This is a genomic window from Candidatus Thiodictyon syntrophicum (assembly GCF_002813775.1).
Taxonomy (GTDB): Bacteria; Pseudomonadota; Gammaproteobacteria; order Chromatiales; family Chromatiaceae; genus Thiodictyon; species Thiodictyon syntrophicum.
Genome location: NZ_CP020370.1, coordinates 6,822,951 through 6,837,296, shown reverse-complemented (window position 1 = coordinate 6,837,296; position 14,346 = coordinate 6,822,951). Strand labels below are relative to the sequence as shown.

General features: G+C 65.0%; 11 protein-coding genes. 7 read left to right on the top strand and 4 right to left on the bottom strand.

Annotation, left to right across the window (positions count from 1 at the left end):
- The first annotated feature begins 271 nt into the window (after positions 1 to 271).
- From rpmH to mnmE, 5 genes are all read left to right on the top strand, one after another.
- Complete coding sequence (rpmH, locus tag THSYN_RS29295; RefSeq protein WP_100922234.1) at positions 272 to 406, top strand: 50S ribosomal protein L34; 135 nt, start codon at positions 272 to 274, stop codon at positions 404 to 406.
- 92 nt (positions 407 to 498) lie between these two features.
- Positions 499 to 828: a ribonuclease P protein component gene (gene rnpA / locus THSYN_RS29290; protein ID WP_100922233.1), complete on the top strand. Its 330-nt coding sequence runs from the start codon at positions 499 to 501 to the stop codon at positions 826 to 828.
- Entirely contained in the window at positions 813 to 1,034 is a 222-nt protein-coding gene (gene yidD, locus THSYN_RS29285) for a membrane protein insertion efficiency factor YidD (RefSeq protein WP_100922232.1), read from the top strand. Before rnpA ends, yidD begins: the two co-directional genes overlap by 16 nt.
- Before the next feature lie 5 nt (positions 1,035 to 1,039).
- Positions 1,040 to 2,737 (top strand): membrane protein insertase YidC, encoded by a 1,698-nt coding sequence (yidC, locus tag THSYN_RS29280; RefSeq protein WP_100922231.1) that lies wholly within the window; start codon positions 1,040 to 1,042, stop codon positions 2,735 to 2,737.
- 30 nt (positions 2,738 to 2,767) lie between these two features.
- Positions 2,768 to 4,105 (top strand): tRNA uridine-5-carboxymethylaminomethyl(34) synthesis GTPase MnmE, encoded by a 1,338-nt coding sequence (mnmE, locus tag THSYN_RS29275; RefSeq protein ID WP_100922230.1) that lies wholly within the window; start codon positions 2,768 to 2,770, stop codon positions 4,103 to 4,105.
- 17 nt (positions 4,106 to 4,122) lie between these two features.
- Here mnmE and THSYN_RS29270 read toward each other — a convergent pair whose 3' ends face one another.
- The 3 genes from THSYN_RS29270 to THSYN_RS29260 are packed head-to-tail and all read right to left on the bottom strand — an operon-like array spanning position 4,123 to position 8,037.
- Positions 4,123 to 6,123: a transglutaminase TgpA family protein gene (locus THSYN_RS29270; protein WP_100922229.1), complete on the bottom strand. Its 2,001-nt coding sequence runs from the start codon at positions 6,121 to 6,123 to the stop codon at positions 4,123 to 4,125.
- On the bottom strand, positions 6,104 to 7,120 hold the full coding sequence (locus THSYN_RS29265) for a DUF58 domain-containing protein (protein WP_236848750.1): 1,017 nt from the start codon (positions 7,118 to 7,120) through the stop codon (positions 6,104 to 6,106). The genes THSYN_RS29270 and THSYN_RS29265 overlap by 20 nt, the downstream gene beginning before the upstream one ends.
- On the bottom strand, positions 7,117 to 8,037 hold the full coding sequence (locus THSYN_RS29260) for an AAA family ATPase (RefSeq protein WP_236848749.1): 921 nt from the start codon (positions 8,035 to 8,037) through the stop codon (positions 7,117 to 7,119). The genes THSYN_RS29265 and THSYN_RS29260 overlap by 4 nt, the downstream gene beginning before the upstream one ends.
- A gap of 169 nt (positions 8,038 to 8,206) precedes the next feature.
- Between THSYN_RS29260 and mnmG the strand changes: the two genes are divergently transcribed.
- On the top strand, positions 8,207 to 10,081 hold the full coding sequence (gene mnmG / locus THSYN_RS29255) for a tRNA uridine-5-carboxymethylaminomethyl(34) synthesis enzyme MnmG (protein ID WP_100922228.1): 1,875 nt from the start codon (positions 8,207 to 8,209) through the stop codon (positions 10,079 to 10,081).
- A gap of 289 nt (positions 10,082 to 10,370) precedes the next feature.
- Positions 10,371 to 11,243 (top strand): SAM-dependent methyltransferase, encoded by an 873-nt coding sequence (locus THSYN_RS29250; protein WP_100922227.1) that lies wholly within the window; start codon positions 10,371 to 10,373, stop codon positions 11,241 to 11,243.
- A gap of 92 nt (positions 11,244 to 11,335) precedes the next feature.
- Here THSYN_RS29250 and THSYN_RS29245 read toward each other — a convergent pair whose 3' ends face one another.
- Positions 11,336 to 14,287, bottom strand: coding sequence for an IPTL-CTERM sorting domain-containing protein (locus THSYN_RS29245; protein ID WP_100922226.1), 2,952 nt, complete (start codon positions 14,285 to 14,287; stop codon positions 11,336 to 11,338).
- Positions 14,288 to 14,346: the final 59 nt, after the last annotated feature.

Sequence of the window (14,346 nt, the reverse complement as noted above, 5' to 3'; positions counted from 1 at the left end):
ACCTTCCCCCAGTGACTACTTTGAACCTAATATTACCCTCGACACGGTCGCCGCGCAGGGCCGACCAGCGATCACTACGGGCAGCCTGGCGGCCCGAACTGAGCGAGCGGCATGGCCCAGTCTAGCGCCCCGTTCCGGAGTTATCCACAACGCTCGCACCACTGAGAAGGCGCTAATGTCGTTGACACGGCCGAGCAAACCGATTATGTTCCTACGTCTTTTTCCCGACGTCTGCGAGGACGTCGCCTAGCCTCTTGCAGAGACTCTCGTCATGAAACGCACCTTTCAACCGAGCCGCATCAAGCGCGCCCGCACCCACGGATTCCGCGCACGTAGCGCCACACGCAACGGCCGCAAGGTCCTCAGCGCCCGCCGTGCGAAGGGGCGTGTACGTTTAGCCCCCTGAGGCCCGTGCCGGTCGGCACGCCTTCGGCGGAAAAGTCGGCCATCCCAGCCGAGTCCGCAACGCGCAACCACCGCTTTGAAAAATTGTCACGGATGGGTGACGCCGGGCAGTTCAAGCGCGTCTTCGCTAAGCCACAGCGCTTCGACGGGGGTGGGTTCCTGGTCGTTGCCAGGGCCAATGGGCTGGGACGGGCGCGACTTGGGCTCGCAATTTCAAAGCGGTGTTGTTCCCGAGCGGTCGATCGCAACAAATTGAAGCGAATCGCCCGCGAGAGCTTTCGCGCTCGCGCGCAGCGACTGCCCGCGGTTGACGTCGTGATGCTGTGCGCGCCGAAGGCGAAGCAGCTCACGAATCCGGAGCTGTTTTCAGGTTTGGACCGAGCGTGGCAGAAGGTGTTAGGCAAAATATGGGTCGACTCTTGATTCTACTGATTAAATTCTATCAGGTGGTGATCAGCCCACTGATCGGCCCGCATTGCCGGTTCTACCCGACCTGCTCCCACTACACGATTGGGGCCATTGAGCGCCACGGTATTTTCAAGGGACTCTATCTGGGAGTGCGCCGCCTCTCCAGATGCCATCCCTGGCATCCCGGCGGGCTTGACCCGGTTCCACCTAAAAAGCAGTAATTCCAATGGAAAACCTCCGCCTGGTCCTTATCGTCTCGCTGGCCGCCGTCTTGCTGCTCATCTATCAGGCATGGGTGCATGATACCGGGCAGATCAGCAAGGGCCCCGCCGTCACACTGTCCGAGTCCCAGACGACGCCGACCGGGGCAGCTGCCCCTCAGGTCCCAGTCGTGCCGGCAGATTCCGCAACCGGCCGGATCGGCGTCCCATCCCTGGGGGCTCAGGCTGGCCCGACCGGGGGACAGGTGATTACCGTCGAAACGGACGTGTTGCGCGCCGAGATCTCGCTGCGCGGCGGCTCTGTCACTAGTGCGTGGCTTCTCGATTATCCGGTGTCCCCCGAGGACCAGGCGGACAAGGTTCGTCTTCTGAAGCCTGAACCGCCGAATTTTTTTGTTGCGGAGTCGGGCCTGATTCCGATCGGTACCAGCGCCGATGCGCTGCCTGGCTATGATGCAATTTTTTCCAGTGCGTCCCGGCACTATCGGCTCGGGGCCGATCAGTCGACGTTACCGGTCGAGTTGACCTGGACCAACGACGCGGGCATCAAGGTTCGCAAGAGCCTGCTTTTCAAGCGGGGCAGTTATCTGGTTGAGACCAGCCAGGAGGTTGAGAACACGACGGCTAAACCGTTGGTGGCACGGGAATATACGCAACTGCAGCGGACTGAATATCAGGACCCAAACGCGTCACGTTTTATCAGTACCTACACTGGCGGTGTTTATTACAGTCCGATAGACAAGTACAAGAAGGTCCCCTTTGCCAATTTCAAGGATAGTAAGGACGCACAGGGGCAAAAGCTCTACGGTCAGGTCAGTGACGGCTGGATCGCGATGATTCAGCATTATTTCCTGGCTGCCTGGATCCCGCCACGCGGGGTGGAAGAGAGCTTTTACACCAATGTTCTGGATGGGAATCGTTATGTCATCGGGCAGTTTTCGCCCGCTGTGACGATCGCACCCGGTGCCACTCAGTCCTTCCCGAATCAGCTGTTTCTCGGACCGAAACTGCCCGACACGCTCGACAAGATCGCCCCCGGCCTGGGACTCACCGTCGACTACGGCTGGTTGACCGTTATCGCCCAACCGATTCACTGGCTCTTGGATCAGATCTACGGCGTGGTCGGGAACTGGGGGTGGTCGATCATCGTGCTGACGATCCTGATCAAGCTCGCCTTCTACAAGTTGTCCGAGACCAGCTATAAGTCCATGGCGAACATGCGCCAGTTGACTCCGCGGATGGCGGCACTGAAGGATCGGTATGGGGACGACAAGGAGCGTTTGAATCAGGCCATGATGGAACTGTACAAGACCGAAAAGATCAATCCGCTCGGTGGTTGTCTGCCGATCGTTGTGCAGATTCCTGTTTTTATCGCCCTGTATTGGGTATTGCTGGAAAGTGTCGAGTTGCGTCAGGCGCCCTTTATCCTGTGGATCGATAACCTGTCCGCGCCCGATCCCTACTACGTACTGCCCCTGATCATGGGCATTTCGATGTTCGTGCAGTCGAAGCTCAACCCGGCACCGCCGGACCCGATGCAAGCGAAGATCATGATGAGCTTGCCGTTCATCTTCACGGTGTTTTTCGCGTTCTTCCCGTCGGGTCTGGTGCTGTACTGGACTGTGAACAACGTCCTGTCCATTGCGCAACAGTGGCACATTACCCGGAATCTTGAAAAGGAAACGGCCAAACGCAAGCGGTGATCGACGATCCTGGTTGGCTGGGAACAGGGCGTGGGCGCTGACACCATTGCCGCTATCGCCACGCCCCCCGGCGTGGGCGGCATCGGTGTGATTCGCGTCAGTGGACCGGGGGCAAAAAAAATTTCTCGAGGCGTGCTCGGGCGACTGCCCAAGGCCCGCCATGCTTGCCTATACTCCTTTCGCGATACCAAGGGACAGCCGATCGATCAAGGCCTGGCCATTTTTTACCGCGGACCTGCCTCCTTTACGGGTGAGGATAGCCTTGAACTCCAAGGCCATGGCGGACCTATTGTCCTGGACCTGTTACTGAGCCGCTGTCTTGAGCTCGGTGCACGCCTGGCACGCCCAGGAGAATTCACCCAACGCGCCTATCTCAACGGCAAACTCGACCTGATTCAGGCCGAGGCCATTGCCGACCTTATCGAAAGCGCGACTGCGCTGACGGCGCGGTTGTCGATCCGCAGCCTCCAAGGGGCCTTCTCAACACGCATCCGTTGCCTGGTCGATCAACTGATCCACCTGCGGACCTATCTCGAAGCAACACTCGACTTTCCCGAGGACGAGATCGATCCTCACTCTCGGGCAAAGATCCGCCTCGATCTGACCGAACTGCTAGCCGGCGCACGCATAATTCTGACCGAAGCCCATCAGGGGGAGCGTATCCGCGACGGCCTGACCGTCGTCATCGCGGGCCGGCCCAATTCCGGCAAGTCGAGCCTGCTCAACGCCTTATTGCAATACGATGCCGCCATCGTCACCCCGGTGCCCGGCACCACGCGGGATCTGCTGCGGTGCGACATGCAGATCGATGGGCTGCCCGTTAAGCTCATCGATACCGCGGGTATCCGGGAGACCACGGAGCCGGTAGAACTCGAAGGTGTGCGGCGCGCCTGTAGACAACTCGAGCACGCGGACCTGATCCTCTGGGTCTACGATACCAGACTGGGACTTGAACCAAATGAACTGTCCGCGCTCCCCCCGGCGATCCCGGTAACACTCATACGCAATAAGATCGATCTGGTGCCGCCCGACGATGATTCGCCTCTCCCGAATGAGCTGCCCGTTATACCCCTCTCGGCCCTGACCGGACGCGGCCTCGCCGAATTGCGGCAACATGTGAAGTCAAAGGCCGGGGTCGAGGGGATCGGCGAAGGTGCATTCGTCGCTCGCCGCCGGCATCTGGATGCCTTGCGGCGTGGTCTGGACGCTATACAACGTGCCGCCCACGCATTGGACAGCGGCATTGGAGTTGAGGTCGTTGCCCTGGAATTGCTCGAGGCGCAGCGAGCCTGCGGGGAGATCACCGGTGAGGTCACACCAGACGACCTGCTCGAGCGCATCTTTTCCAGCTTCTGCATCGGCAAGTAGCATTGCGACTGTTCTTTCTAAGATGCCCGAAGCCGCCGAGGGCGGAAGCGCCGGACCTCTTGCGCAAGGCGCTCCTGATCCCGGTTGCCGCGCTTTGCCATATAGCGCCCGCTGACATACAGCGACAGAATACGCCCCACCTGGGCCGCGAGATCCGGCCGGGCAGCGACCACGCGGCGTCCGAAGTCCCGCGGGCCTTCGCTCGTCGCTCTCCTCAGGCCGATCCCCGCTAACCGATCGCAAAAACGGCAATAGTCGCGCGTGGCCTGGTCTATCGGCTGCGCCTGTCGCATGAGTGCGAACAGGACCAGGCCCATCACCAATGAGCCGGTGGAGACCATGATAGCCGCCAGGGCGAACTGGCCGTAGTCGCGCAGTCCCAACTGCTCGAGGATCTGGTCCTGACGTTCGCCCGAGAAGTCCAGCACCGTCTCCTGCCAGACCGCATCCAGACTATCGGCCAGGTTACGCAGTTGCCGGATACTTCGGCCGAAGGCCCCCAGCGGATCGATCTGGAAGCGCAGCGGGGCGGCGGCCCCGAGTAATCGGGAGGCGCTCTGATTATCGATCCGCGACGGCGCAACCGCGCTCGTCGGGTCTACTCGCACCCAGCCGCGCCCCTCAATGGCGACCTCCACCCAGGCGTGGGCGTCGGACTGCCAGATCATGTGGTAGCCGCCGATGCGATTGGGTTCTCCGCCCAGATACCCCAGCACGACCCGCGACGGCACCCCGGCGATGCGCATCAGGAGTGCGAAGCTGCCGGCGTAGTGCTCGCAGAAGCCGCTGCGGGTCTCAAACAGAAACTCATCCCAGGTGTTGGCCCCGAGCCTTGGCGGCACCAGGGTGTAGTGGAAATCCTCGCGCGCAAAGTAGGCAAGTCCGGACTGCACCAGGTCCCAATCCGAACGGGCGCTGCGCGCCCACTCCGCCACCAGCGCCCGTTCGCGCCCGCTGACGGAGGGCGGTAACCGCAGCGCGTAACGCCGCTCGCCCGCGGGTGGGTCCGGGGTCCGGTAGCGCAGTGCTGAGCGTGCACCATAGCGCTTGGCGGTGGTCAGTGCCGTCGTCGCAGTCAACGCAAAGGCGGGACCCAGAATGGTATCGGCCGGGTATTCCAGGGGTAGGTCCAGGACGAACAGCCAGCGCCGTTGGGACGGCTCCAGCACCACCTCGTAGTCGATCAGATCCTCCGCCAGGGCCAGTTCTGGGACACCTTTTGGATAGCGTGGATCACGCCCTGCTGACCAGCGGCGATCGTCAACCTCCCACAACACCAGGCCGCGCCAGTAGAGCCGTGCCGGGGCAGGCGGGGGTTGCTGGAAGCGGGCGCGAAACGCCAGCTCGCCATTGACCACCAGCTCACTGACTGAACCAGGCTCCATGGTTTCGCTCATCCCCATGGTCGCCCGGTCGCGCTCAAAACCCAGGCTCCATAGTGGCGTGCTCAGGCGCGGAAAGAGCAGGAACAGCACCAGTGTCAGAGGCGCCGCCTGGAGTACGACCTGTACTGTGACCCGCGCGGTCCGACGCAGCGGCGAGGTCCCCAAACCGCCGTTGAGGTCGACCAGGAGGGCGACGATCATGATCGCCACCAGGCCCAAAAAGAGCGTCAGTCCGATCCCCTGCCCGAACAGGAACTGCACCACGACCAGCAGACCCAGCACGATTGACACGATGCGGTGGTCACGCCGGTCGCGCAGTTCCAGGAGCTTCACCGCCAGCATGGTAACCAACAGGGCGGTGCCGCCGACCTTGCCCACCAGGCTGTGGTTGATGAGCACACAGTTCAGCACCCCGACCAACGTCAAGGCCAATAGGGACCAAGTGCCCGGGGTGGCGGCCGGCCAGCGCAGCGCCGCGAGCCGCAATCCAAGCATCAGCGCGCAGAAGACCGACACCTGCCACGCCAGATGGGGGGCGAGCGGCAGATACGCGGCCGCCGCCGTCAGGGTAACCGCGAGGGTCTGGTAGCGCTCGGGCCGGGCGTCGATCGGGTTAGGCTTGCGCTTGCCCATGGTTCATCGCCAGGTTCATCGGCCGCCGGTCTTCTTCATGCCCAGCGAGCCCCTGATCGAACAGGGCAAGGGTGCGCAGGCACCGCTCGCGGTGCGCCTGGCCGCGATCCAGGCCGATCTGCACCCCGGGCAGGCGCATGCCGAAACGCAGGTTGGACCGGGCGGCGTCCAGCACCTGCCGGGTCAAGAGGCTGATCCGGTCCTCCAGCCCGGGCGCGGCGACCCGCGCCCAATCGATCCAGACATCCAACCCCTCGTCCCCGCCAAACTGCTTGACGATCAGGCCGCGCTCGCGCGCCAAGGCCTTCCAGTCGACGTGTCGGGGGGAGTCCCCATAGCGATAGGCGCGCGGTCCCAGGTACTCGTCACTGCCCTCGCCGCCGCGCAGCGCCGGGCGCCGCCCGCGACCGGGGTCCGGCGCGGGCGGCGGTGCCGCCGGTGCCGGATAGGGATACACCAGACAACTGGCCTCGGTCTGCGCAAAGCACCAGGCGCGAAACAGGTGCATCGGGTGCCGGGTCTCGACCTGCACCTCGGGCAGGGGCAGCAGCCCGCGTCTTCGCGTCGGCACCCCGAGGACGACCACCAACTGCTCCCTGGCACCGAGAAAGACCGGGGCCACGGGGTCCAGCCCACCTACCAGGCGCAGATCAAACCGGGGTCCGGCGCGTTCGTTGCGCAGCGTGACCTCGAACTGGGCCGGGCTCCCGGCGAATACGGCCGGTCCCGGTCGCGCCCCGATCGCCAGCCCGAGCAGATTGAACCAGCAATGGTGCATCGCCACCAGTCCCGTCGCGGCGAGAAAAAAGGCGAACAACAGCCCCAGGTTGTTCTGATAGTTCAGCGATCCCAGGAGCATAAAAAAGACCGCCCCCCCATACCAGAGCCCGGTCGGGGTCGGCAGGATATAGATCCGGCGGGCGGCGATGCGGGCGCTCCCGTCGGTACCGACGGGTTCGTGCCGCAGCAGCGCTTGCAACCGGCGGCGCAGGTTCACGGCACCGGGACCGATGACAGGATCAGGGTCGCCACCTCGTCGTGGTCCAGGCGCCCGTTGCCGTCGCCACTGACCAGCCGGTGGATACAGCAGGACGGGAGGACTGCCTGGAGGTCCTCCGGTAGCACATAGGCACGGTCCTCGAGCAGCGCCCAGGCCTTGGCGGCCCGCAACAGGCCGACCCCCGCCCGGGGCGAGAGTCCATGCACAAAGCGCTCGCTGCGCCGGGTGAATTGCAGGATAGCGAGGCAATAATCGATAATCGAAGCGGCGGCATGGACCTGGGTGACCGACGCCTGCAGCGCGGCCAACTCACCGACGGACAAGACCGGTACCTGGTGCTCCACCATGATCCGCCGATCCTCCCCGGCCAGCAGGACCTTTTCCTGGGCGGCGGGCGGATAGCCCAGCCGGATGCGCATCAGAAAGCGGTCGAGTTGAGACTCCGGCAGCGGAAAGGTCCCGATCTGGTAGGACGGATTCTGGGTCGCAATTACGAAGAAGGGCTCCGGCAATTGCCGGGTCTCCCCATCCACGGTGACCTGTCGCTCCTCCATCGCCTCGAGCAGGGCGCTCTGGGCCTTCGGCGTGGCGCGGTTGATCTCATCGGCGAGCACCAATTGGGCGAACACCGGCCCCGGGTGAAAGCGGAAGCGCTCGTGCTCGCGCTCGTAGACCGATACCCCGATCACGTCCGCCGGCAGCAGGTCGCTGGTGAACTGGATGCGCGAGTATTGCAGCCCCAGCAACCGCGCCAGCAGGTGCGCGAGCGTGGTCTTGCCGACCCCGGGCAGGTCCTCGATCAGCAGGTGGCCCCGCGCCAACAGGCAGGCCAGCGCCAGGCGCAGCTCCCGCCCCTTGCCCAGGATGATGAGCCCCGCCGCGTCCAGCACCCGTTGTGTCAGGTTGGTCGCCAAGGGCCGGATGGGTGCCGGTGCGGACCCTCTCACGCGCGCCCCGGCGCGGCGTCCGAACCCCGGCGCTCAAGGGGGTGTGGCACAGGAAAATCACGATAATCCATGGTTTTGGGGAAGCCTGCTTGCGTTAAACTGTAAAGCCTTGTCCGTATTCCTGGAACCACCCCTCATGTTTGCGACCGATTCATACGATGTCATCGTCATCGGCGGCGGCCATGCGGGGACCGAGGCGGCCCTGGCCGCCGCCCGCCTGGGTGTGCGCACCCTGCTCCTGACCCACAACGTCGAGACTATCGGCCAGATGAGCTGCAACCCCGCCATCGGCGGCATCGGCAAGGGTCACCTGGTTCGGGAGCTCGATGCCCTGGGGGGCCTCATGGCCCGGGCGGCGGACCGCGCCGGGATCCAGTTTCGCATCTTGAACGCCAGCAAGGGGCCGGCAGTGCGTGCCACCCGCGCCCAGGCCGACCGTGCACTCTACAAGGCGGCGGTGCGCGCCGCCTGCGAGGCGCAGCCCAATCTCGCCATCTTTCAGCAGGCGGCCGACGACCTCATCATCGAAAACGGACAGGTCACCGGCGTCTGCACCCAGATGGGGCTGCGTTTCAAGTCCAGCGCGGTGGTGCTTACCGTCGGGACCTTCCTGGCCGGCCGCATCCATGTCGGGCTCGCCAATTATGAGGGCGGGCGGGCGGGCGATCCACCGGCCAATGCCCTGGCGCGGCGCCTGCGCGAACTGCCGCTGCGGTGCGCCCGCCTGAAGACCGGCACACCGCCGCGGATCGACGGTCGGACCATCGACTACACCCATCTGGAGGAACAGCCGGGGGACCAGCCCACGCCCGTCTTCTCCTTCCTCGGCAGCGCGGCCGATCACCCGCGCCAAGTCAGTTGCCACATCGCCCACACCAATCCCCGCACGCACGCCCTGATCCGCGGCGGACTCTCCCGCTCACCCCTCTACACCGGTCTGATCGAGGGGGTGGGCCCGCGCTACTGTCCCTCCATTGAGGACAAGGTGGTGCGCTTCGCGGACAAGGACAGTCACCAGGTCTTCGTCGAGCCGGAGGGCCTTTCCACCCACGAGGTCTATCCCAACGGCATCTCCACCAGCCTGCCCTACGACGTCCAGGTCGCCCTGGTGCGCTCCATCGCGGGCTTTGAACAGGCCCACCTCACCCGCCCCGGCTACGCCATCGAATACGACTTCTTCGACCCGCGCGACCTGCACGCGACGCTCGCGACCCACCACCTCGAGAACCTGTATTTTGCCGGCCAGATCAACGGCACCACGGGTTACGAGGAGGCCGCTGCCCAGGGGCTGCTGGCCGGGGCCAACGCCGCCCTGCGGGTCCTGGGCCGGGACCCCTGGTACCCACGCCGCGATGAGGCCTACCTGGGGGTGCTGGTGGACGATCTCATCACCCGCGGCACCATCGAGCCCTATCGCATGTTCACCAGTCGGGCCGAATACCGTCTGTTGCTGCGTGAGGACAACGCGGACCTGCGCCTGACCGAGATCGGGCATCGACTCGGCCTGGTCGGGGAGGCGCAGTGGCGCGCCTTCGACAGCAAGCGCGAGGCCATCGCCCGCGAGCGCGAGCGGTTGCGCGAGACCTGGGTGCGACCGCACGCGGTGCCGCAGGCCACGCAGGAGGCCGTCCTGGGCGAACCCCTGCGCCGCGAGGTCCGCGCCCTGGACCTGCTGGCCCGCCCCCGGGTCGACTGGGCCGCCATTGTGCGCCTGACCGGCGAGCCGCCGCACCCGGTCGCCCCCGCCGTCGCCGAGCAGCTCGAGATCCAATGTCACTACGACGGCTACATCGGCCGTCAGCAGGCGGAGATCGACCGCCAGCGCGACCAAGAGTGCAAGCCCTTGCCGGACGGTTTCGACTTCGCCGGGGTCCGCGGCCTCTCCGTGGAGGTGCGCGAGAAGCTCGCCCGGGTGCGCCCCCAGACCCTGGGCCAGGCGGCGCGCATCCCGGGCGTCACGCCCGCCGCCGTCTCGCTGCTGCTGATCCACCTCAAGCGGCAGGCCGGGTGAAGCGACGCAACGCCGTGGCATCGGAACACCGAGCGGGCCTTGGTCACGGTTCCGGCCAGTCGCGGCGCCGGTCCGCTGGAGTCCAAGGCTTCAGCCTTGGATCGGCAGGCCAAGGCGGAAGCCTTGGACTCCAACCGCGTATGGCCAGCCGGAACCATGATCAAGGCCACCGATCGTACCGCAGGACCGGGTGGGAGCGGCTTCAGCCGCGACGCCCGCCGCTCCCATTGGGACCTTCACCGCCCTTAGGAACCTTATTTTTGGCAACACCGCATGAAAGGAGACTTCCGTGAGCAAATCCAAGTGTGCATTCGATGGCGGTGCCGGGATGACCATCCCGACCCTGCCGGTGCGCTGGCTCTACCGGCTGGCGTCGACCCACGCCTTCACCGAGCGCGGGCTGTACCTGAACCTGGGCTACTGGAACGGGGCGCGGACCATCGACGAGGCCTGCGAGGCGATGGTCGAGCTGGTCGGCCGTACGGCCGAGATCACCAATGCCGACGAGGTCGTGGATGTCGGCTTCGGGTTCGCCGAGCAGGATATCTACTGGACCCGCCGCTTTGCCCCGCGGCGGATCATCGGCTTCAACATCACGCCCGAGCAGGTGCGCCTGGCCCGGGCCCGGGTCCGGAAACTCGGCCTGGAGGACCGGATCGATCTGCGCGAAGGCTCGGCCACCGCGACCGGACTGCCCGACGCCTGTTGCGACGTGGTCACCGCGGTCGAATGCGCCTTCCACTTCGACACCCGCGAGCGCTTTTTCGCCGAGGCCGCCCGCCTGCTGCGCCCGGGCGGGCGCCTGGTGCTCGCCGACTCGATCCCGTCCGGACCCGATCCCGATCCCTGGCAGAACCCCTTGCAGGCCTTGGTGTTCGGCGCGGCCCGCGCCGCACTCGCGGTGCCGCGCGCCAATGTCTACCCGCGCGAGGTCTATGCCGCCAAGCTCGCCGCGGCCGGGTTCGAGGCGGTGCAGGTGACGTCCATCCGCGACCAGGTGCTCCCGGGCTGGCACAGTGCCCTGGTCGAGGACCCCGGATTGCGCCGACGCCTGGGCCCGGTGGGATGGCTGCTGCGCAGCATCCCCGCGGAGCAGATGTATGCACCCTTTGATTACGTGCTGGCCGTGGGGCGGCGGCCAAGTACCGCGACGGTCAATTAGTACCGCACGATGGAAATGCGTGGACCATTGACCGCAAAGACAACGAGTGCCGCGCGGCACTCGTTGTCGATGGTCAGGTCATTGCAGCCGGGTCAGCCGTGCCATCGGCCGCGTATGACCACGAGGGCGGTGCCTAGCGTCAGGATGCTGAGCAACAGCAGTGCCCACTCGCTCAGCGCCGGAACCGGCACCGGCAGTGAGGTGGCGCCGGTGGCGAACACGGCACCCACCCACTCGCGGCTGCCGATCGGCACCTCGCAGGAGCCGCTTCCGGCACAGGCGCCGGTCCACGAGTGCAGGTAGTAGCCCGGCGCCGGCGTCGCGGCGAGGACGACGCGAGCCCCCGCAGGGTAAGACTCCGTGCAGTCGGTGCCGCATTTGATCCCCCCATCGACACTGTGCACGCCCCCTCCGCCGTGGGCGTGGACGGTCAGTGTGGACAGCGACGTCTCGGCGAACTGAGCACCGAGGCGGTGGGCGCCGTTCATCGTCAGGTCGCAGACGCCGGTCCCGCTCGACGGGCAATCACCCGTCCATCCGGTGAATATGTAGCCGGCGGCGGGTATCGCGACGACAGTGACCTTGGTGCCTGGCGAGTAGCCGGCGATACACACATTGCTCGATGGCCCGCAGTTGATCGGGCCGGGGTTGCTGGTCACGGTTCCGCCCGTCGGCACCGGGCTCACCGACAGCGCGGAATAGCCGATGGTGGCGAATGCGGCCCCGACGTACCGATCCTCGCTCATCGTGAGCTGGCAGGTGAGCAAAGTGCCGCTGCAGTCGCCGGTCCAGCCCTGGAACTGCAACCCGGTCGATGCCGCCGCTGTCAGCGTCACCACCGTCCCGATATCGAACTGACCGCTGCAGGCGGGATCGCAGTTGAGGTCCGAGCCGGTGACCTTGCCGTTGCCGGTGACGGTCACGCTCAAGCCGATCTTGTTCTTTGCCGTCGGTGTGAACGAGGCGCCCACGGACTTCGCGCTCGTCATCGTCACTTCGCAGTCGAGGCTCGTTCCCGCGGCGCTGCAATCCCCGGTCCAGCCGCCGAACAGGTAACCGGTGTCGGGCTTGGCGGAGAGCGTCACCTTGGTCCCCGCAATGGCACTGAGGACGTCGGCGGTGCAGGTCGATTCGCAGTCGATACCGGCCGGCGAACTCGACACCGCGCCGTTGTCGGTCTTGGTCAGCGTCAGGATCTCGTAGCCGGTCGCTTCGGGCCAGCGTCCGAAGCGCAGTGTCAACAGCGTCTCGCCGACCGGCAGTGGAGTCGACGGGCTCGTGATCGCGTCGTACTTCGACGGCACCTGGAAGGCCGACGGACCACCATTGACCGGGTTTTCATCGTAGGCGAAGCCATAAGCCATCCCCATCGGAGCCCCCTGCTTGCTGCGGGCGAACTGGTTCTCCGGCGGGGGAACCGTGTCGGTCGGCAACTGGAAGAGGTTGCTGCCGTTCATAGCGAAGGTGTGCAGGAAGTTCGAGTACTCGTTGATCACGGCATTCGCCGGATACCAGTTCGTCTCGACGCTCCAGTAGCTCGAATGCGTGTCGAGCGTTGCGACGCCGCGGTTGAAGGCGGAGACGATCAGGTTGCCAAGATTGGCATTCGCGTGAGATAGCGTGCCGCCGAATACCCCCATGTTGCCGAAGACCTGGTCGCCGCTGCTCGAGAACCGACCATCGATCCCGGGGGGCAAGGTGCCGAACACCCACTGCTGACTGTCGGCCGTCGCAATGTCGCCGGCCTCGTCGGCGAGCGTGACCGATTGGACGGACGCCGGACCGTCGCAGGACGGGGTGCAGGAGGCGACCTTGAAGTTGCCGGTGGACCAGTTTCCCTTGGCCCCCATCGTGTACATGCCGAGCAGGCTCTGACCGGCGGGTAGTTGCAGCGCCGGCGTGAAATTCAGCTTGTGCTGGTCGGTGTTATCACGCTGACCGAGGATCACGCTGCTGCCATTGGCCATAACCGTCAGGCCGACCGGGTTGTAGAGCCAGATGGCACCGCTCGTGTCCTTGGTGCAGGGCGTCACTCCGGTCTGGCAGAACGCCATGCCCTTGAGCATGGGAATCTGCGGATTACCGGACGGCAGGTCACTGACCGGCGTCCCGGTGTAGTTCGCCCCGATGAAGCTCGTGGTGTCGTCGAGCTGGATCGCCTGGCTGAAAAAGGTGTTCAGGGCGGCCTCGAACACGGCATTGAGCGGATCGGCAGCGTTCGGCAGGAAGGTCGTCGCCCCGGGGTGCAACTGCATCAGGAAGGAGTGCGGATTCCGAATGGCGCCGGTGTTCGGCGGATAGGGCGACGCATAGTCCTCCACCAGCACCTTGTACGGCACGCGGCCAGGCCGGTTCGCCGCCCCCATCCAGGCCTTGTACTCGGCGTAAATCCGTTCCCAAGTGAAGTAGTGGCCGGTCTTTTCGGTATTCGTCTGCCCGACCCGTGAGTAGTTTCCCGGCGCGTTCGCCTTGCGGACCGTCAGCGCAGACGGCAGCAGGAACGAATCGACCATCGAGAGGTTGATGTACAGCTTATCGCCGGCGGTGCCGCCGGTCTTGCCCGCGGTGCCCTCGACGAACGCATGCGGCGGATACTGCGATAGCACGGAGTTCGCCGGCCCGCTCGGCTGGCCGCCTCCGTTGTACGTCACCATGTATGGTTTGCAGTCGGTGTTGGAGCTGATGTAAAAGTACACGCGCGAGCCGACGATGCCGAAGTCGTCGTTGTTGTAGGTCAACAGGGTCGAGCCTGGCGAAACGCGGACGTAGGGCGTCGGCGTACCCGAGACCGGCGCAGATGGCAGTGGCTCGAATCTCCCGGTTGCGTTCATCACCAGCGCCGGGCCCAGCGGCGGGTCTCCGGATGGCTTGCCGGTCGCGAAGCCCTGCATGCAGATCGAGAACTGTCCTGAGCCGAGCCCGGTGTTGTCCTCAAAACCCATCGTGTAGTTGGCTTGGGCAGTACTGATCCCGCCGGCTTGACCGAGTAAGACCAATGACAGCGCGGCCCTGCGCATCAGGTTCAAAATCGTCGTCTTTTTCACCTTTTCACCTCCCGATATTCGATTTGAATGACCTTGGGAAACTGGAAACTGGGGACAGA